The organism is Megasphaera intestinihominis, from assembly GCF_040096415.1.
GTDB classification, from domain to species: domain Bacteria; phylum Bacillota; class Negativicutes; order Veillonellales; family Megasphaeraceae; genus Megasphaera; species Megasphaera intestinihominis.
The window spans coordinates 18,540-37,220 of sequence record NZ_JBBMEU010000017.1; the positions used below are offsets into that span (position 1 = coordinate 18,540).

Genomic DNA, 18,681 nt, shown 5'->3' on the forward strand with positions numbered 1-18,681 from the left:
CATGTACATGCGCAATACCATCTTCCTGCACAGCGAGATCCCCAGCCGCATGCGCCCTGTCCTGAGCGTCAAGCTCCGCCAGGTCCGCGGCATCGTCTCGGCTGTCGTCGAAGAAAAGAAGGTCACCGTCTACTATGTGGGACAGCTGGACCTGCGGGCACTGAACCTGTTCATCCGTGCCTTTGAAGAAAAATATGGCCGCAAGAAGGAACAGAAAGACGACGACATGGATGTTGCTACGTACCGCCGGGAAGCCATCATCTCCGTCGGCGGCTTCATCGCCATGAACATCCTGCGCAAGGTCAACCCGGAATTCTACGGGTCGATCCTCTTGTTTCGCCGATTATTTACCTTATATATTGCACGCCGCTACATTAAGAACGGCATCATGGGGCTCGTAAAGGACCATCAGGCCAATGCCGATACCCTGACGGCGACGGCAGTCGCTGCGTCCGTCCTGGCTGGCAAGCCAGAATCGAGCCTGACCCTCCTGGCCCTGTCGAATGGGGCCGAAATGATGACCGAATACGCTGCCGAAAAGGCACGCCGTCAGATTTCGGGCCTCCTCAAACTGGACCAGCGCGACGTCTGGCTCGTCGAAAACGGCCATGAACGCAAGGTCCCTGTCGAATCGCTGAAGCGGGGCGACCTCATCGCCGTCCACTTGGGCGAAAAGATTTGCGTCGACGGCAGCGTCGTCAGCGGCAATGCCGCCGTCAACCAGGCCTCCATCACGGGCGAATCCAATCCGGCTATTAAGCAGGAAAAATTGCCGGTCTATGCGGGCAGTGTCATCGAAGCGGGCGACTTGGTCATCCGCGTCGAAAAGGTCGGCGCCGACACGTCCCTGGCCCAGATCATCCACCTCGTCGAAGAAGCCCAGACCCGCCGGGCGCCGGTCCAGAACTTTGCCGATAAGATGGCCAACCTCCTGGTTCCCATCTCCTTCATCGGCGCAGCCATCGTCTACGGGGCCACCAAAGACTGGCAGCGCGTCCTCAACCTCTTGTTCATCGACTTCTCGTGCGGCCTGAAATTGTCGACAGCGACGGCCATCTCGGCAGCTATCGGCGTGGCAGCCCGCAAGGGGATCCTCATCAAGGGCGGCAACTACATTGAAAACCTGGCCGACATCGACACGGTCGTCCTCGACAAGACCGGGACCATCACCATGGGCGTCCCCCAGATCGACCACATCGAAACCGTCGAAGGCGTAGACGATAAGGAAATGATCCTCCTCGCCGCTTCGGCTGAAATGCACTCCGTCCATCCTCTGGCCGTAGCCGTTCAGAAATACGTCAACGCCCAGGGCTGGCAGACGCCGCCTCATGCGTCGTCGGAAACCGTCGTCGCCCGCGGCATGAAAGCGACCGTTCCCGATTTTGAAGGCTACGAAGGCGGGGACATCCTCGTCGGCAGCCGCCGTTTCATGACCGAAGAAGGCGTGGAAGGCATGCCGGCGACGGATAACAAGACCTGGGGCAAGAACCTCTTGTACATCGCCCGCAACGGCGAATATCTCGGCTTCTTGGTCATCCAGGACCCGGTCCGTCCGGGTATGAAGAAGACCCTGAACCGCATGCGCCGCCTGGGCATCGACGAAGTCGTCATGCTCACCGGCGACTCGAAGGACGTCGCCGCCGAAGTCGCCCGCGACATGGATATCGACTCGTATCATGCCGAAATCCTGCCGGAAGACAAGGCCAACTACGTTATGAAGATGCAGAAGCGGGGCAACGTCATGATGGTCGGCGACGGCATCAACGACGCACCGGCCCTGGCCTTTGCCGACATCGGCGTCAGCCTCGGCGGCAACAAGACGGACATCGCCGCTGAATCGGCAGCCATCACCATCCGTTCGGAAGACCCGTCGAAACTGTACGATGCCCTGTACATCGGCAGGGAAACGATGCGGGCCATCAACCAGAACTTCACGGCTACCATTGTAGTCAACTCGGCGGCCATGCTGCTCGGCGCCTTAGGGAAAATCAGCCCCCTCTGGGCTGCTGTCATCCACAACACAGCCACCCTGGCCGTCGTCCTCAACAGCGTCCGCATCCTGAAACCGGCCCGCCCGACCAGACGCCCGGCATAGGGAATCGCGCATGCCAATGGTTTGTAGGGACCCGCGCATGCCAATGGTTTGTAGGGACCTGCACACGCCAATGGTTTGTAGGGGCTCGCACGTGGCGAGCCCGTCCGGGAGATGAATACATTCCCATATCAAGCAGAAACGGGCGCCCCACGTGGCGCCCCTACAAAAGGACTTGTCGTTATGCGACAAGTCCTTTTTATAAATGAATTTCAATAGCAACTATTGACAGGGTTTGTGAAAAAATATATAATGTTTATGGTAATGAAATGTATTATCATTAATTAGAAGGGATGTGTGAGTATTATTTACGGAGCTGAAAGGAGCGATGTAAATGAGTGTCGTCATCGTAGGTGGAAATGATTGTATGGTTTGTCGCTATAAGCGTATTTGCAAAGAGTACGATTATAAGGCAAAAGTCTTTACACAGGTACCAAGCGATTTCAAATCGAAAATCGGGTCGCCTGATCTTGTAGTGTTGTTTACCAGTACCGTGAGCCACAGTATGGTCCGTTGCGCCATCAAAGAAGCGCAGCGCAAGAACGTCGAAGTCGTCCGTTCCCATACGAGCAGCTCGAACGCGCTGAAGAACATATTAGCCGCCCGGATGGAAGAGGCCGTCTGAGGCAAGCAAAGGGGAGTTAGTCATGAAAATTGTTTCATTAGCCGATATGAAAGTCGGCCAGTCGGGCGTTGTCGATGCCTTGAAGGGACGGGGAAATATCCAGCACCGTCTCGTCGACATGGGCGTCGTCAAGGGCTCGCATATTTCAGTCTTCAAAAAGGCCCCGCTCGGAGATCCCATTGAGGTAAAAGTCAAAGGGTGCGCACTGGCACTGCGCATGAATGAAGCGGCGATGATTTCCGTCGCCGTAGAACAATAAAGGGGGTACATAGTAGTCATGGAAAATGCAGCGAAGATCAAGATTGCCCTGGCCGGCAATCCGAACTGCGGTAAAACGACGATTTTTAACAACATTACCGGCGCTAAACAGCACGTCGGCAACTATCCTGGCGTTACTGTCGAAAAGAAAGAAGGCCATCGTACCTTCAACGGCAAGGACCTGCTCTTCGTCGACCTGCCCGGCACATACAGCCTGACGGCACGGTCCCTCGATGAAGTCGTAGCCCGTAACGTCATCATCAATGAAAAACCGGACATCATCGTCAACGTCCTCGATGCGTCCAACCTGGAACGTAACTTATACCTGGCCGCACAGCTCGTCGAACTGGGCCGCCCCATGGTCATCGCCCTGAACATGATGGACATTGCCGAACGCATGGGCATCCAGATCGACCTCAAGAAGCTGGGCAAACAGCTCGGCGCCGTCGTCGTGCCCCTCGTCGGCAGCAAGAACATCGGCACGAAAGAACTGCTCGACGCCATTTCCAGTACGCAGACCCAGAACCTGGTCAATGCCAAAGTCGATTACGGCGCTGACGTCGAATCGGCGATTGCCAACCTGACCGATGCCATCGAAAAAATGGGCATCATCAAATACCCAGTCCGCTGGCTGGCCGTCAAGCTCCTGGAAAACGACTCCGACGCCATCGCCAAAGTCCGCGCTATGGAAGGGACCCAGTCCATCCTGGCCCTGGCTTCGACTCTGCGCGATTCCCTGGCCAACAAGATCGATTTGGACTTCTATTTCGCTCAATGCCGATATCAATTCGCAACTGATGTATTTAATAAATCGATTATCAATGTCGGTTCGAGCGACTCCTTGTCCGACAAGATCGACAGCGTCCTGACCCACCGTTACTTAGGGATCCCGATTTTCCTGGCCCTCATGTGGCTCATGTTCGTCGTCGTCATCAACGTTGGCGCCTACCCGCAGGGCTGGCTCGACACGGGCTTCTCGATGCTCGGTGACTGGTGCAGCGATGTCATCGAAGATGAACAGCTCCGCTCCCTCGTCGTCGACGGCGTCATCGGCGGTGTCGGTTCCGTCCTTTCTTTCGTTCCCCTTATCGTCCTCTTGTACTTATTCATCAGCCTTCTCGAAGATACGGGTTATATGGCCCGTGCCGCCTTCCTCATCGACCGCGCTATGCGTGCCCTGGGGCTGCACGGCAAGTCCTTCATTCCTATGATCCTCGGCTTTGGCTGCAACGTACCGGGCATCATGGCCGCTCGTACACTGGACAATGAAAAAGACCGTCTGGTCACGATTCTGGCCTGCCCGTTCATGAGCTGCGGTGCCCGCCTGCCGGTATACACCTTGCTCATCGCCGCTTTCTTCGGCGCTTCCGGCCACGGTGGTACGGTCCTCTTCGGCGTATACCTTTTAGGTATCATCATTTCCGTCTGCGTCGCCCTGGTCCTCCGTCATACGACCTTTAAGGGCGAACAGGAACCGTTCGTCATGGAAATGCCGCCGTATCACATTCCGACCTTGAAAGGCGTCCTCATGCACATGTGGGAACGCACGGTCTTGTACCTCAAGAAAGCCGGTACTTTCATCCTCGGCGCATCCGTCCTCGTCTGGTTCCTCACGGCATACCCGATGGACGTCGAATATTCCCAGGACTTCGATGCCGCTAAAAATCAGGTCACGGCTGAAATGGAACAGAAACAGTCTGACATCCTTCAGTCCTACGGCCTCAGCGCTATCGAAGACAATGCCGCTTTGAACGATATGTATGAATCCATGGTCGCTGCCGCTGATGAAGCCGCTGACGAAGCCGATGCTGACGAAGCCGATACGGGCAATGCCCTGAACCCGGCTGCCGCTTTGGGCTCCGTTGAAGACCAGGTCAAGAATTCCGAAGAAGAAGAAGACAACTTGTTCATGGGTAAATACCCCCAGAGCTTCGCCGACCTGCAGGAACAGAATCCGGCCGTCTTCGCCCAGGCTCTGCCGCTCTTCGATGCCAAAGCCGATGCTGACGACGAAACGTCCAAACTCGACGACCAGCAGACGGCTGAAAAACTGGAACAGTCCTATGCTGCCCGCCTGGGGCACTTCGTAGAACCGGTCATCGCACCGCTTGGCTTTGACTGGAAGATCGGCGTAGGCCTCATCGCCTGCACGGCTGCTAAAGAAGTCATGGTTTCGACCTTGGGTACGATTTACAGTGTCGGCGGTGACGACACCCACGAATCGGGCATCGTCGCTTACCTCCGTGATGACCCGGACTTCAACCCAGCCGTCGCCCTGTCGCTCATGGTCTTCGTACTGCTCTACATGCCGTGCGTCGCTGCCATGGCCGTCATCAAACGTGAAACAGGCTCGTGGAAAATGCTCCTTGCCAGCGATGCCATGTGCCTCGTACTCTCGTACGTCCTGGCCTTTGTCACCTATCACCTGGCCCTCATGGCCGGCCTCGGCGCTTAAGACTTGAAGCAGCCCCTTCCATAACGTATAATATTAGTGGCTCGTGGCTAGCCTCCCCTCATAGGCCCTTTTTGGCCCGTCAGGCGTTGACCGCAGGGAAAGGCAGGACGGCTGCCAAAACGGAGAGCCGGCTGGAGGTGGCCCAAAGGGCCGGAGAGGTTGATTTCACAACGAATAATTGCTAATCCCGAGAGGAGGTATATCTATGAGTCCTGCAACCATTATCGTCGCTATCGTCGTCATCATCGCCGTAGCGTACTTCATTCACCATATCCGCGGCCTGTTCAACGGAACGGCCAGCTGCTGCGGCAACTGCTCAGGCAGCTGCTCATCCAGTGGAAAAACAAAAACGGGGGACGATTCCAAATTGCCTCCGTGCTGCCGGAAATAGCATAAGAAAAGGAGCTGTCGCATCGCGACAGCTCCTTTCAAGTTGTTAGTGGCTAGTTGTTAGTTGTTAGCGGATGGGTTTAAATTTAAAGCTTTTTTCTGCAAACTACAAACTCTGTGCTACAAACTATAAAGTAAACGGGGCATCACATGATGGCAGAAACCTTCGTGCGACAGCCTCTTTTTGCTTTCCGCCTGCTGCGACGGCAGGAAACATGGTATAATGAAAGAAAAGTATCAGAAAGGATGAAGTCCATGATTAAACGTTGTAACCATGACTGTGATTTTTCCTGCCAGCAGTCAAAAAAACAGAAGGTGCGAGTCATCGGCGGCACCGGCGTCTTTACGCTCCTCGTGTCGGCCCAGGTGCGCAGTGAGAACGGGAAGTAACTCGAATGAAGGACATAGCATGAAATCTATTGGTTCAATAATCAAAGAGAATCTGGTACTTTTTCTGGCAGTGGCAGCGGCGCTGGCGTCGATGACGGCCGTACCGCCTTCGGCTGCTTATGCCGGGTATATCAATATGCCTGTACTGGCGATTTTGTTCTGTCTCATGGTCGTCATCGGCGGCGTGCGGGAAAGCGGCGTCTTTTCTGCCGTGCTGGCCCGTCTCCTGCTCCGCCTGGGGACGATGCGCCAGCTGGCGGCGGTCCTGGTATTTGCCTGTTTTTTTGTCAGCATGTGGGTGACCAATGATGTGGCCCTCCTGACCTTTGTGCCTTTTTCCCTGATGGCCCTGCCCAAGGTGGCCAGTGAGGAACAGATGGCTCTTGTCATCGTCCTCCAGACGCTGGCGGCGAATCTGGGCAGTATGTGTACGCCCGTCGGCAATCCGCAGAACTTGTATCTTTATTTTTATTACGCTATGGATTTGCCATCGTTTCTGACGCTGCTCCTGCCATATACCCTGGTGTCTTTCCTGCTGCTTGCGCTGTCCCTGTTCCGCTTGCCGGGGACGCCGATTCCCATTTCCGTCCGGCTGGCTGCCCGGCGGACAAGGAACCTGCCTGTCTTGGCGCCATCGCGTCGGCTCTGGCTCTTGGGCGGGATGTTTTTCCTGTCCCTGCTCACTGTGGCCCATGTCCTCGATTACCGCCTTACCTTGGCCATCGTTATCGTCGTTACGTCATTGACCCGGCCACGGTATTTCCGTTATGCCGATTACCGGCTTCTGGGAACCTTTGTGGCCTTTTTTATCCTCGTAGGCAATATGAGCCAGATGCCTGGATTCAGGGACCTGCTGACAGGGTATCTGGACGGTCATGAATTCTTCATGGCCCTTTTGGCAAGCCAGGTCATCAGTAATGTGCCGGCAGCCGTCCTCCTGTCGGGCTTTACCGATGAGGCAGCGGCCTTGTTGCTGGGAACCGATATAGGTGGCCTGGGGACACTGATCGCCTCCATGGCAAGCCTCATTTCCTATGGCATGTACGTCCGGGCCTGTCCCCGGCAGCAGGGAAGGTATCTGAAACTATTTAGCCTGCTCAACCTGGCCTATCTGCTGGTGCTGGTCCTGTTTGCCTGGTTGTTGGTCAGGTGCTGAAACGGACTGCCATAGAGGGCGCGACCGCGCTGGCTATATGGAAATGAAGTGAAGCAGTATAATTGAACAGGGCCTGTCGCACGTCATCGTGCAGGACCCTGTTTTTTATAGGCAGAAAACGTATTACTTTTTTAGATTAAAATAGATGAGAATCTGCTTCGGTCATTTGGCAGTCAAAATGGCAGAATGACAGAAAGCCGGAAAAGATGGTATAATGAAATAACTTGGTCGCTGACCGACTAAGAAAAGCGACCGAGATAGATGACAGCGAATTTGTATTTCTGCAAGGGAAAAGACTGATTTAGGCAATGATAGGATATTATATGATTATGAACGCGAAAAAATTTCTTGATGAATTTCTAAAGAAAATAAAGAAGAAGAGCGTTTATGAAGGTCGGAAATTATTTGATATTTATAAATCTGATTCAGCGTATACACCTGTGATTACAAATATTATCAATGAAATCATTAAAGAAGCTGATTATACTCCTCAAAATGAATATTTCAGAATTGATGTTGTAGGATGGACTTCACATTATGCGGATATGAAAAAAGATGCTGATGAGGAAGGTATTGATATAAAACCTCATCTGTGGGATTTGAAAATTGCTGTTGAGCATGAGAATGATAAGTCTGACTGGTCAGATGAAGTGATGAAATTGATTCATGTTAAATGCCCACTAAAAGTTGTTATTGCTTACAGCTATTCTGATGAACGAGGCATAACAGAACTTAATAAGTTGAAATTTCTTGCTGGTCAGATGAAAAAGGTCGAGGCTTTTAATATCGGTAAAAAACAGGAAGAATATTTGATTATTCTTGGAAATGGATGTAATCATAAAACGGGTATGCAAGATTATCAAGACTTTGGGTATATTGGTTATTTATATGATTGGGAGGCTGAAGCGTTCACAAAATTAAACTGACCAATGCGTTCGATTAGTCGAAAATAACTTGGTCGCTGACCGACTAAGAAAAGCGACTAAGTTAACGACTAAGGTAGCGATATGTTGAGAGGATGAGCCTAGTACATCCGTAAACCCGTTTTTCGTGGGTGCTCCGTTAGGCAGTTGGATGATTACCCTGGCAAATTGGAGGACTGGAAATCGTACATAGACTGGAGCGGGCGCCCCACGTGGCGCCCCTACGCACCAATGTCTTGTGTTGTAGGAACGTGACGGGCCCTTTTCAGTCCGTCAGGTCATGAATGCAAAGAATGGCAAGATGGTTGCTGAAACGGACCGCCGTAGAGGGTGTGCCAATAAATGGCCTTGGCAGACTTTTCACTCGTTGCGTCTTGCCGGTTCTATGTGAAAACACGTGCCATAGCCATTCCTGAATACGCTGAACCAGTCTGAATATAAGGAAAAATCACCTGTTTCAAGGGTTGGGTTATGCCCTTTGAAACAGGTGATTTTTATATAGAGCTTTTTTTGCTTGCAATTAAGCCTAGCAGTTTGCGAGAAGGACCAGAAGGTTTAATGTCAATTTTTCCTTTATGTCTGGGAAGACGCTAGGATAAATACAAGTGCTTTTATCCAGGTATGTCAAGAATTTTGTGTAAATTTCTTAGAAATCTTTGTCATATTTTTCCATCAGAGGGCCAAGCCGTTCCTTTGAAATATAGGATTAGGATGATGTATGAATGTATTGTAGGGGGGAACATATATGGTATAATTTAGAAAAATGAAAAGGGGAAGACAAATAATAAAAAGCCAGCTTTTGTATGGTTTCCATTTGCTTTATACAAGAAAATACATAAAGTGTGGAAAAAAGAAAGTTTGCAGAATGAGTAATCGTAATATTGGGAGAGCCATTATGGATCAGAATTATTTTGAAAAATGGAAAGAATGTTCGGAAAAGTGGAATACATTATTTAATGAAGCGAACAATTTAGGATGTAAATTGTATGATGATAAAGATATGGATCTTAATCATTGGCATCAGATGGATTTAATTCAGATAAATTTACTATGGTTGAAGAGCTTACTCATCTATGAACATGCATTAAGTTTCATTGAACAAGACATATCTGATGATGAGAGATTTGAGGTCGCCAAGATTCATTATCATGTTACGGAAATAGAAAAACTTAATATTGATTGTATATTGAATAATTGTAAGAATTTTGCTATCCGTGATGGATATGCAGGTTATTTTATGGAAAAAGTCCGACGCTTTGTGGAAGATGTAAAAGATTCTTTCTTTTCTGACTCAGAAGAATCAGAAGACTAATTAATATGTAAGGGGCTCCTATGTTTTCAAAATACAAAGAAGTTTTGTATCCTAATGGATATCCTAAGTATGAAGGTTTTTTTGCAGATGGAAAATTAAACGGCCGTGGCAAATCCTATTATGAAAATGGCAATTTACAGTACGATGGATACTGGGTGAATGGATTATACGACGGAGAAGGCGTTTTATACGATGAAGCTGGACGGGAAGTTTATAAAGGCCGATGGACTAATGGCAAACCGGAAAAGGCCGTTTTTAAAACTTCTTATACTACTGAATCAGAATCGCCTAAGCTGCGGCAATACATGGATGAATTGAATTCGTTAATCGGATTACTGGATGTCAAAAAAGAACTGAATAGTTTGATTAATTTTGTGAAAATTCAAGGCTTACGAAGCCGGCAAGGATTGGAAGTTCCTAATATTTCATTGCACATGGTATTTACAGGGAATCCCGGAACAGGGAAAACGACGGTAGCCCGATTGATGGGAAAGATTTTGTTTGAACTTGGTTTTTTGTCAAAAGGGCACCTTGTCGAAACCAATCGGGCGGGATTAGTAGCCGGATATGTCGGGCAAACGGCATTGAAAACAGAAAAAGTTGTCAAACAGGCTATTGGCGGCGTCCTTTTTGTCGATGAAGCTTATTCATTGGCGACTGATGATAGTTATGGACAAGAAGCCATTGATACGTTGCTCAAATTAATGGAAGATAATCGCGGGAATTTAGTCGTCATCGTGGCAGGGTATCCTGAATTGATGAAACAGTTCATTGATACGAATCCGGGATTGTCTTCGCGATTTAGTAAATATATCCCCTTTAAAGACTATTCTGTCGATGAACTCATTGAGATTTTTGAATTCATTTGCAAACAATATGCTTATCACATTACGGATAAAGGCAAAACCTTGTTGAAGGAGCACATTGCTAAACTGATAGAAAATAAAGATGATACGTTTGGTAATGCCCGAACTATCCGCAATATTTTTGAAAAAGCAGTGGCTTTGCAGGCTAACCGCTTGATGGGATTAGAAACACTTCCACAGGATTTGTCTACGCTTACGGAAGTAGATATGAAAAGGTGTTTTCAAGATCATTGAATTCAACAATTTTTATACAGTTATCTTCTCGAAAAATAAGCTGTCGTATTAAAAAAATTTGTGCGACAGCTTATTTTTTGTTTGTTGTTGTATGTTCTGTTAGACAGTTTGATGATTCCCCGGGCAAACTGGGCTGGCAATCGTACATAGACTGGAGCGGGCGCCCCACGTGGCGCCCCTACGAACCATGGCTTGGGATTGTATGGGCGTGCTGCGGCTCGGTCTGGAGAGCTTTAAATTTAAAACCATCTGCTAGCCGCTAGCCGCTAGCCACTAGCCACTTAAAAAGGCGCTGTCTTCATGGGACAGCGCCTTTTTCCTAATGTCCTGCGACTTCGGCTGTGGGCTGGAATGCCTGGGCAGCTTCGGGGTTTTCGTTCATGGCGTCGATGCGGGCGCGGTATTCGCTATCCGAAGCGTAGCGTTTGTTTTTGTAATAGCCGACGGTCAGGAAGGGGACGATGATGATGGCGATGGCTAAGTAACCGCAATAGCCGTAGCCGTATTTGATGATGTTGGTCAGGCCGGCGACGGAGACGGTCATGGAGGCGATGATGATGAACAGGGTGACGATGGCCGAACGGGTGACGGCGTTATGGCTTACTTTCTTCAGGCACTTCGTTTCCGAGAAGCGGGCTGTGAAGCCGAAGACCGTCGTGACGCCTGTCGAGATGAGGCACAGCAGTAAGAAGGCGCTGTAGGCGATGGTCAGCCAGGACATGCCCATGGCTTTGCAGCTGGTCAGGGTCGGTAAGGGCGATTTGCCATAGATGCCGGTCCAGCCTAAGAGCATGCAGACGGCTAAGGTCAGGGCGATGGCGTTCATGGCGAAGGAGAACCACATGGACGTAGCGCAGTTCTTACGGGTGACCAGCGGTGTGCCGACGACGATCATCGTCGGGATGACGACGCACTGGAAACCGGAATAGGTGAAGGCGTGGAGAATGGCCGTCGGCAGTTTGCTGAAGCCGTTGGCGGCAAAGTCCTGGGCCATGGCGGCCGTGAAGAACTGCGTCCCTTCGATGGAGCCGCCCATATAGATGCCGACGGAGAAAATCATGATGACCATGGCCAGGATGGCGATACCCATGTAGGTCGTCGCCCGGCGTACCAGGCCGGCGCCGAAGATGGTCAGGAAGAAGATGATGGCGCCGACGACGCCGATGCCGGTGTAATAGTTGAGGCCCGTCTGGGCGTTGATGGCTGAGGCGGCACCGGAAATCGTAGCCGATACGGCCATTAAGACCATGATATAGAAGAAGGCTTCAAACAGGTATTCGATGCCTTTGAAGGGGCTGTATAAGTTCTGGAATAACTGACGGTAACTGGTGAGATGACGGGAATTGTACATGTTCATAGCTTCCTTGATGGTCAGCGTGAACAGCAGCATGGTGATGATAGCCGTAATCGGACCGAGCCAGCCGAGGCTGACAAAGTAGACATTTTCCTGGTTGCCCGTAGCGAAACCGCCGCCGGCGTGGGAACTGAATAAGACGGCACCGACGGAAAAACACATGCTCAGTGAAGCGGCTTTGATCGATGAAATATTAGCCATAATATTTTCCTCCTTTTAAGAACCATGGAGAGAAACGAAAACGCCTTTCGTCTCTCTGCTCGAAGCATTAAGAGACGAAAGGCGTTGTATGATCCTTCCGCGGTACCACTCTGTTTCATCCCTGGGGATGCACTCTCGGATACGGCTCATGGCGATATCCACGCTCTGTAACGGGAGTTCCCGTATCGGCCTACTCCATTCAGCCTCTCCGCTCGGCAATGAGTTCGGTCCGGCATCGCTGCTGCCTCACACCAGCCGGCAGCTCTCTGGAAACGATAGACTCAGACGTACTATTTTGCGTCGTCGCGTTTATGACGTTTATCAGTTGATGGTGCTATGATAGCATCATCACTTAATAAAGTCAAGGATGAAACATAATATTTTTTGAAATAAACGCAATAAACGTTTAAGTTTAAGGTTTAACCATAAAATATAGTTTGTAGTACTGAGTTTGTAGTTTGTAGAAGATGGTTAAAAAACTTCACTACAAACTACAAACTGCAAACTTAAAACTCAAAAAGGCGCTGTCTTCATGGGACAGCGCCTTTTTCCTACTTATCGCGGGAAAGGTCGACCTCTTTCAAGGGAATGAGGTGGGTCTTATGTTTGAGTTTGTGATAGAAGAAGACGGCCAGGAAGACGGGGATGCCGATGTAGGCGACACTGGCACCGTACCAGTCGATTTCTGCGCCTGTGAAGGCCGAGTAGTTCTGGCCTGCCGTGACGATGATGCACATGATCAGGGCCAGGAGGGGGCCGAAGGGGAACCACGTAGCCTTATAGGGCAGGTCTTTCAGGTCTTTGCCCTGGGCGATATAGGCCCGGCGGAAGCGGAAGTGGCAGATGGCGATGCCGATCCAGGTGATGAAACCGGCCATGCCGCTGATGTTGACCAGCCAGTTATAGGCTTTGCCTTCGCCGATGAGGGACGTCAGGAAGGCGGCCATGCCGAAGACGACCGTTGCGAACAGGGCATACGACGGGACGCCGCGCTTGTTCAGTTTGAGGAAGCATTTCGGGGCCTGTCCCGTTTCGGCCATGGCGTAGAGCATACGCGTCGAGACGTAGAGGCCCGAGTTGCCTGCCGACAGGACGGCGGTCAAAATGACGGCGTTCATGATGGAAGCGGCTGCGGCCAGGCCGAAGCGTTCAAAGACCAGCGTGAACGGGCTGATGGAAATGTTTTCGATGTTCGTATTGAGCAGATTCGGGTCCGTGTAGGGGATGAGGAAGCCGATGACCGTAAAGGCACCTAAATAGAAGATGAGGATACGCCAGAAGATGGAGTGGACGGCGCGGGGCACGTTCTTTTCCGGATCTTCACTTTCACCGGCGGCGATGCCGATCATTTCCGTCCCCTGGAAGGAGAAGCCGGCGACCATGAAGATGCCCAGCATGGCCGTGAAGCCGCCGACGAAGGGCGCATCGCCGATGGTCCAGTTGGTAAAGCCCGGCGACGGTTCCGGCCCGAGGCCCAGGATGAGCAATGTCCCGGCAAAGAGGAAGACCAGGACCGTCAGGACCTTGATGCCGGCGAAAATGAATTCGCTTTCGCCGTAGGACCGGGTCGACAAGTAGTTGAGGACGAAGAGGATAATGAGGAACAGGCCGCTCCAGATGGCAGCCGGTACGTCAGGGAACCAGTATTTCATAATCAGGGCACCGGCGACAAGTTCGGCCGCTACCGTGATGGCCCAGTTGAACCAGTAGTTCCAGCCCAGGGCAAAGCCCAGGGATTTATCGACGTAGCGGTTGGCGTAGGTTTCAAAAGAACCGCTGACCGGCAGGTACGACGCCATTTCGCCGAGGCCTGTCATGAGGAAATAAACCATGATACCGATGAGGGCATAGGCGACGAGGGCACCGCCCGGACCGGCAGAGCTGACCGTTTCACCGCCGGCGACGAACAGGCCCGTGCCGATAGCGCCGCCGATGGCGATCATGTTCATGTGGCGGGCTTTCAGGCTGCGGCGCAGTCCCTGCTGCTGTTGAGTTTCTTCCATGCAAAATCACAACCTTTTTTTCATTGAATTGAATTGATAAATAAAATCTAAAAAAACTCATACCTTTATATTATAAAGGATGAATCCTTCTCTGACAAATGGATATTCTGCATGGAAGTAAATCGTTTATGCGATTGATGGATATATAACGTGACGCTGTAGTCTTGACAAGGATTTCGAGAACAGGTACACTAAAGATAAAGTAGTTGAACATGTTCAAGAAGGTGTTGTTATGGAAAAAGATAAAGACGAAGTCCGTCAGCGCATCCTGGCTGCGGCGAAGGAGCTCTTTGTCCAGCAGGGGTATAAAAAGACGACGATTCGTCAGATCGTCGAGAAATCGGGCGTCCTCACAGGGAGCATCTATTATTTTTTCAAGAATAAAGAAGATATCTTCCAGTCCCTGGTCATGGAGCTGCTGCGGCAGTGCACCGATTTGATTGCAGCCCATTTCAGGCAGGAGTCGCCGGCCTTCCGCTACGCCGCCCTGTGCCTCGTCGAATTTGAAGCCGTGGCCATGAACCAGCTCGTCCGCGAAACCTATTATGAAGGCTATACGACGCCCTTGACGTTTGAAAAGATCACGGACCATCTGGCCGATATGACGGGCCGCATCTTCGGCGATTCCCTGGGATTATCGAAGGAGGACATTTTCCTGCGCTCCCTGCTCATCAAAGGGGCCATGCGCAGCTACATCGTCCAGTTCGACTTCAGACAGCCCATGGACAGCCAAAAGTACGCCGCCCTGGTCCTGGATACGGCTTTGCAGCTGCTGGGCATTTCAGCCGCTGAGAGCCATGACGTCCTGGCCCAGCTCGAACAGCGCCTGCCGGAAATCGAAGCCATTGCCGATGAGATGATCCACCGGCGATAGGACGGTTTCCTGTAAAGGATTGCCGCATGAGGTCATTTTAGCTTCATGGGGCAGCCTTTTTTGCTCAAGATTTGAACGCGTTCAACAAACAAAAGGGGGAACTCATCATGTTCATAGAAAAAAAGAAATGGGTTGCCGGCCTGCTCCTGGCCCTGGCCGTTGTCTGCCTGGCCAGCGGCTGCAGTTTGCAGAAGGAAGCAGCGTCGGATGAATTGTGGGGCCGGGCCGATGCCAAGGAAATCGACATCAACTCCAAAGTTGCCGGCCGTGTCGTCCAGCTCCGCGTCAAGGAAGGGGATACGGTCAAGCAGGGGGACATCATCGCCTACATCGACCAGCGCGACCTCCTGGCCCAGAAGGCCCAGGCTGAAGCCAATATCAAGGCCCTCCAGGCCCAGGTGCGCCAGTCCGGCGTCGTCACGGACCTCCAGGACAGTACGTCCAAGTCCCAAGTCGATACGGCTTCGGCTGGCCTCGATTCGGCCCAGTCCAATCTGGACCTGGCAGAAAAGGATTTCAACCGCTACCAGGAACTCTACGCCCAGGGGGCTGTTTCCAAATCCGTCTTCGATGCCTATAAGACCAAGTACGAAGTCGCCCAGTCGGCGTACAGCCAGGCCCAGTCCAGCGTATCGTCGGCCCAGGCCGGCCTCTTGCAGACCGATGCCAACTTAGCGGCTACCGATGCGGCCCAGAAGAAACTGGAAGCGGCTCAGGCCCAGCTGCAGCAGATCGAAGTATCCCTGGATGAAACGGAAATCAAGGCGCCTTTCGACGGTATCATTACGGCTAAATACATCGAAGAAGGTTCCATGATTTCCCTGGGGACGCCGCTGGTCGCCCTGCAGGACCCGAATGACAACTGGGTCGACTTCAAGATCCCGGAAACGAAGCTCAAAGACTTCCACCTCGGTCAGGTCCTGACCCTGCAGGCCCGCGATGGCGTTACCCGCGTCCAGGGGACCATCACCGATATCAGCCAGAAGTCGGAATTCGCCACCCAGCGGGCGACGAGCGAACGCGGCAACGATACGGATATCATCAGTTTCAACGTCAAGGTCCAGGTCAACAGCGATGCCCTGCGGCCGGGCATGCGTTTCCAGTATATGGCAGGTGACTGACATGAAAGTATGGCACGTCTTGAAGCAGGAATGGCACTGGCTCTGGCAGGGGCGCTTTCCCGTCGCAGCGATCCTCTTCCTGTTGCCCCTGGCCTTTACCCTGGCCTTTGGTATCATTTACTATCAGAACTCGGTCGAACGGATCCCCCTGGTCATCTGCGACGAAGAGCAGTCCGTCGTCAGCCGGACCATCGTCCAGGCTTACAGCGATGCTGAAAAGTTCCAGCTCGTCGACCAAGTGACGCGGTCGGAAGATATGGTCGACGATTTGAACAGCGGCAAGGCCCTGGTCGGCCTGTACATCCCGGAGGATTTGTCCAAACAGGTCAAGCTGGGCAATCCCGTGCCGCTCATGCTGACGGTCAACTCGGCCAATAACATGTTCGGCAACGCCGCTTTGACGGCAGCCAGTGAAATCAACAAGACCTTGTCCGTCGGCATTGCGGCCAAGCTCCTGGAAGCGGGCAACCAGCTGCCGGCAGCGGCCATGAATATGGCTTACCCCGTCCGCCTGGGCATCCGCATCGTCAACAATCCGACGGCCGGCTATACGCCGTTCATGCTGGCCGGTCTGACCATGAATGGCCTGCAGATTGCCATTATGCTCGTCTTGTGCCCCCTCATCGCCAGGGAGTTCCGATATCATGGTTACGAGAAGTCCATCCCGTCGTGGCTGATCCTGGGCGCCAAGGTGCTCTGTGTACTGGTCATGGCGGTTCCTTCTTTTTTCCTCTCCCTGGGATTCTTATACTACAGCTTCGCCGTCCCCGTACAGGGTTCCCTGGCCGCCCTGGCCGTCATGATAACGGCTTTCTGCCTGGCCGTCGCCGGCATTATGGTCCTCTTTGCCGTGCTCAGTCCGGATGCAGTCATGTCCATCGAAATGCCCTTGCTCTATATCATGCCGGGCCTCTTGTACAGCGGCCTGAGCTGGCCTGATTTCTACATGAGCGACGTCGCTGCCGCCATTGCCCAGATTTTTCCCATGCGCCATGCTGCCGACAGCGTCCGCGATATCTTATTGGCCGGTTATGCGCCGGCGCTGGTTTCCCAGTCCCTGCAGCTGCTGCTCATGGGGGCCGGGGCCTTTGTCCTGGGAACGGCTATCTTTGCCCTGCGCCGCCGCTACGGCATGAAGACCGTCCTGGCATTGGCGGCGGGCGGTCTGATTCACGGAAAGAAAGGAGGGCGGTCATAATGAGCATCTTGTCTCTGATCCGCCGGGAACTGGCCAATGCCTTTCTCCACGATGCCCGGCGGGCTATCTTTCTCTTTGGCGCCGCTACGGCCTACCTGATTCTCTTCGGCATCCTCTATTATCCCGGTGTCGTCAAGGAGATTCCGACAGTCGTCTGCGACGAAGAACATACGGCCTACAGCCGTCTCCTGATCCGCCAGGTCGATGATGACGAACGGCTGGGGCTGGTCCGCGTCGTCGCCGATGAAGGGGAGGCACGGGATATGCTGCGCCAGAAAGAGGTCTATGCCGCCGTCATCATTCCGGCCGATTTTTCTCACGATATCCTCAACGGCCGCAGTGCTAAAGTCCTGTTCATGCTCAACGGGGCCAATATCATTACGACCAATATCGCCACGACGGCTGGCAACGACATCGTCAATACCTTCAATACGCGCTTTGCCGCCCGGCAGGCGGCCCTGCGGACCAGCGGTGATGAACAGATGCTGAAGAAGCGCATCTCACCGGTAGAGACGACGCTGCGCGTCCTCAATAACCCGACCCAGAGTTACATGATGTTCTTCGTCACCGGCCTGGCCATGGCGGCCATGCAGCAGGGCTTTTTCCTGGCCATCGGAGCTGCTGTCCAGTGCGATTTCCGCAATCCTGAGCTGAAAGGGACGTCGAAGGGCAAGCTGCTGGTCGTCAAAGTCGGCGTGTACTGGGTCCTGTCCATTTTATCCTTTGGCCTGGTCTGTGTCCTGGCCCGCCTGCTGGGCATCCCTGACCGGGCGTCCATCCAGTCGCTGGGCCTTTTGGCCGGTGCCTTCTCTTTTGCTGCCATTTCCCTGGGCCTCTTCGCGTCATCCATTTTCCACAACGAATTACAGTTCGTCCGGGCGTCCGTCATGTACACTGTACCGGCCTTCATCTTCGGCGGCTATACGTGGCCCCTGGAAGCCATGGACCCTGTGACCCAGGTCGTCGCCCAGGCCTTTCCCATGGCCTGGATGTCCAACGCCGTCCGCGAACTCTTCCTGTCCGGCCACTTGGCTACGCTGAGCCATAACCTGACGGCCCTGACGGTCATGGGCGTCATTTTCTTCAGCTTGGGGAGCTGGATTTTCCTGCACAAGATAGATGGTGTAAAATAATTGTGGGGAAACTTTATCACAGTTTCGCCAGAAGACTCCTTCCTCTTAGGTAGGGGATGAATGGCGATGGATTTCGCAGGTTCGATGCCTGCGAAA

At 52.4% G+C, this 18,681-nt stretch carries 16 protein-coding genes and 1 other annotated feature; of the genes, 14 read left to right on the top strand and 2 right to left on the bottom strand.

The window, feature by feature from the left end:
* Window position 1 precedes the first annotated feature (1 nt).
* From WMO23_RS04250 to WMO23_RS04295, 10 genes are all read left to right on the top strand, one after another.
* Window positions 2-2,095: a heavy metal translocating P-type ATPase gene (locus WMO23_RS04250; protein WP_292106241.1), complete on the top strand. Its 2,094-nt coding sequence runs from the start codon at window positions 2-4 to the stop codon at window positions 2,093-2,095.
* 331 nt (window positions 2,096-2,426) lie between these two features.
* Window positions 2,427-2,717: a DUF2325 domain-containing protein gene (locus WMO23_RS04255; RefSeq protein WP_020310245.1), complete on the top strand. Its 291-nt coding sequence runs from the start codon at window positions 2,427-2,429 to the stop codon at window positions 2,715-2,717.
* Window positions 2,718-2,739: 22 nt separating this feature from the next.
* Window positions 2,740-2,976, top strand: a complete 237-nt coding sequence (locus WMO23_RS04260) for a FeoA family protein (protein WP_020310246.1) — start codon at window positions 2,740-2,742, stop codon at window positions 2,974-2,976.
* An 18-nt stretch (window positions 2,977-2,994) separates the two neighbouring features.
* On the top strand, window positions 2,995-5,430 hold the full coding sequence (gene feoB / locus WMO23_RS04265) for a ferrous iron transport protein B (protein WP_292106248.1): 2,436 nt from the start codon (window positions 2,995-2,997) through the stop codon (window positions 5,428-5,430).
* A gap of 205 nt (window positions 5,431-5,635) precedes the next feature.
* Window positions 5,636-5,821, top strand: a complete 186-nt coding sequence (locus WMO23_RS04270) for a FeoB-associated Cys-rich membrane protein (protein ID WP_020310247.1) — start codon at window positions 5,636-5,638, stop codon at window positions 5,819-5,821.
* Window positions 5,822-6,075: 254 nt separating this feature from the next.
* On the top strand, window positions 6,076-6,210 hold the full coding sequence (locus WMO23_RS04275) for a hypothetical protein (RefSeq protein WP_256378953.1): 135 nt from the start codon (window positions 6,076-6,078) through the stop codon (window positions 6,208-6,210).
* A gap of 19 nt (window positions 6,211-6,229) precedes the next feature.
* Window positions 6,230-7,366, top strand: a complete 1,137-nt coding sequence (locus tag WMO23_RS04280; protein WP_349173317.1) for an SLC13 family permease — start codon at window positions 6,230-6,232, stop codon at window positions 7,364-7,366.
* A gap of 329 nt (window positions 7,367-7,695) precedes the next feature.
* Window positions 7,696-8,292 (top strand): hypothetical protein, encoded by a 597-nt coding sequence (locus WMO23_RS04285; protein WP_020310250.1) that lies wholly within the window; start codon window positions 7,696-7,698, stop codon window positions 8,290-8,292.
* An 892-nt stretch (window positions 8,293-9,184) separates the two neighbouring features.
* On the top strand, window positions 9,185-9,601 hold the full coding sequence (locus WMO23_RS04290) for a hypothetical protein (protein WP_349173319.1): 417 nt from the start codon (window positions 9,185-9,187) through the stop codon (window positions 9,599-9,601).
* Window positions 9,602-9,621: 20 nt separating this feature from the next.
* Window positions 9,622-10,701 (top strand): AAA family ATPase, encoded by a 1,080-nt coding sequence (locus WMO23_RS04295; RefSeq protein WP_302681517.1) that lies wholly within the window; start codon window positions 9,622-9,624, stop codon window positions 10,699-10,701.
* Window positions 10,702-11,020: 319 nt separating this feature from the next.
* On the opposite strand, the gene WMO23_RS04300 is transcribed toward WMO23_RS04295, so the two are convergent.
* A complete protein-coding gene (locus WMO23_RS04300; protein WP_301876930.1) occupies window positions 11,021-12,256 on the bottom strand; it encodes a YkvI family membrane protein in 1,236 nt (411 codons plus the stop codon).
* A 67-nt stretch (window positions 12,257-12,323) separates the two neighbouring features.
* Window positions 12,324-12,569, bottom strand: a binding site (T-box leader).
* Between the two features lie 238 nt (window positions 12,570-12,807).
* Window positions 12,808-14,259 (bottom strand): amino acid permease, encoded by a 1,452-nt coding sequence (locus WMO23_RS04305; protein WP_349173321.1) that lies wholly within the window; start codon window positions 14,257-14,259, stop codon window positions 12,808-12,810.
* 232 nt (window positions 14,260-14,491) lie between these two features.
* Between WMO23_RS04305 and WMO23_RS04310 the strand changes: the two genes are divergently transcribed.
* From WMO23_RS04310 to WMO23_RS04325, 4 genes are all read left to right on the top strand, one after another.
* A complete protein-coding gene (locus WMO23_RS04310; protein WP_292262431.1) occupies window positions 14,492-15,133 on the top strand; it encodes a TetR/AcrR family transcriptional regulator in 642 nt (213 codons plus the stop codon).
* A gap of 107 nt (window positions 15,134-15,240) precedes the next feature.
* The gene (locus tag WMO23_RS04315; protein ID WP_292106912.1) at window positions 15,241-16,254 is read left to right on the top strand and encodes an HlyD family secretion protein; all 1,014 of its coding nucleotides are present in this window, start codon (window positions 15,241-15,243) and stop codon (window positions 16,252-16,254) included.
* Window position 16,255: 1 nt separating this feature from the next.
* Entirely contained in the window at window positions 16,256-17,452 is a 1,197-nt protein-coding gene (locus WMO23_RS04320) for an ABC transporter permease (protein ID WP_292106916.1), read from the top strand.
* Complete coding sequence (locus WMO23_RS04325) at window positions 17,452-18,585, top strand: ABC transporter permease (protein WP_292106919.1); 1,134 nt, start codon at window positions 17,452-17,454, stop codon at window positions 18,583-18,585. The genes WMO23_RS04320 and WMO23_RS04325 overlap by 1 nt, the downstream gene beginning before the upstream one ends.
* The last annotated feature ends 96 nt before the right edge of the window (window positions 18,586-18,681 follow it).

What these genes read in the sequence shown, in the direction of transcription:
- WMO23_RS04250 (WP_292106241.1), top strand. Translation starts at nt 2, where the DNA reads ATGTACATGCGCAATACCATCTTCCTGCACAGCGAGATCCCCAGCCGC.
- WMO23_RS04255 (WP_020310245.1), top strand. Translation starts at nt 2,427, where the DNA reads ATGAGTGTCGTCATCGTAGGTGGAAATGATTGTATGGTTTGTCGCTAT.
- WMO23_RS04260 (WP_020310246.1), top strand. Translation starts at nt 2,740, where the DNA reads ATGAAAATTGTTTCATTAGCCGATATGAAAGTCGGCCAGTCGGGCGTT.
- feoB (WP_292106248.1), top strand. Translation starts at nt 2,995, where the DNA reads ATGGAAAATGCAGCGAAGATCAAGATTGCCCTGGCCGGCAATCCGAAC.
- WMO23_RS04270 (WP_020310247.1), top strand. Translation starts at nt 5,636, where the DNA reads ATGAGTCCTGCAACCATTATCGTCGCTATCGTCGTCATCATCGCCGTA.
- WMO23_RS04275 (WP_256378953.1), top strand. Translation starts at nt 6,076, where the DNA reads ATGATTAAACGTTGTAACCATGACTGTGATTTTTCCTGCCAGCAGTCA.
- WMO23_RS04280 (WP_349173317.1), top strand. Translation starts at nt 6,230, where the DNA reads ATGAAATCTATTGGTTCAATAATCAAAGAGAATCTGGTACTTTTTCTG.
- WMO23_RS04285 (WP_020310250.1), top strand. Translation starts at nt 7,696, where the DNA reads ATGAACGCGAAAAAATTTCTTGATGAATTTCTAAAGAAAATAAAGAAG.
- WMO23_RS04290 (WP_349173319.1), top strand. Translation starts at nt 9,185, where the DNA reads ATGGATCAGAATTATTTTGAAAAATGGAAAGAATGTTCGGAAAAGTGG.
- WMO23_RS04295 (WP_302681517.1), top strand. Translation starts at nt 9,622, where the DNA reads ATGTTTTCAAAATACAAAGAAGTTTTGTATCCTAATGGATATCCTAAG.
- WMO23_RS04300 (WP_301876930.1), bottom strand. Translation starts at nt 12,256, where the DNA reads ATGGCTAATATTTCATCGATCAAAGCCGCTTCACTGAGCATGTGTTTT.
- WMO23_RS04305 (WP_349173321.1), bottom strand. Translation starts at nt 14,259, where the DNA reads ATGGAAGAAACTCAACAGCAGCAGGGACTGCGCCGCAGCCTGAAAGCC.
- WMO23_RS04310 (WP_292262431.1), top strand. Translation starts at nt 14,492, where the DNA reads ATGGAAAAAGATAAAGACGAAGTCCGTCAGCGCATCCTGGCTGCGGCG.
- WMO23_RS04315 (WP_292106912.1), top strand. Translation starts at nt 15,241, where the DNA reads ATGTTCATAGAAAAAAAGAAATGGGTTGCCGGCCTGCTCCTGGCCCTG.
- WMO23_RS04320 (WP_292106916.1), top strand. Translation starts at nt 16,256, where the DNA reads ATGAAAGTATGGCACGTCTTGAAGCAGGAATGGCACTGGCTCTGGCAG.
- WMO23_RS04325 (WP_292106919.1), top strand. Translation starts at nt 17,452, where the DNA reads ATGAGCATCTTGTCTCTGATCCGCCGGGAACTGGCCAATGCCTTTCTC.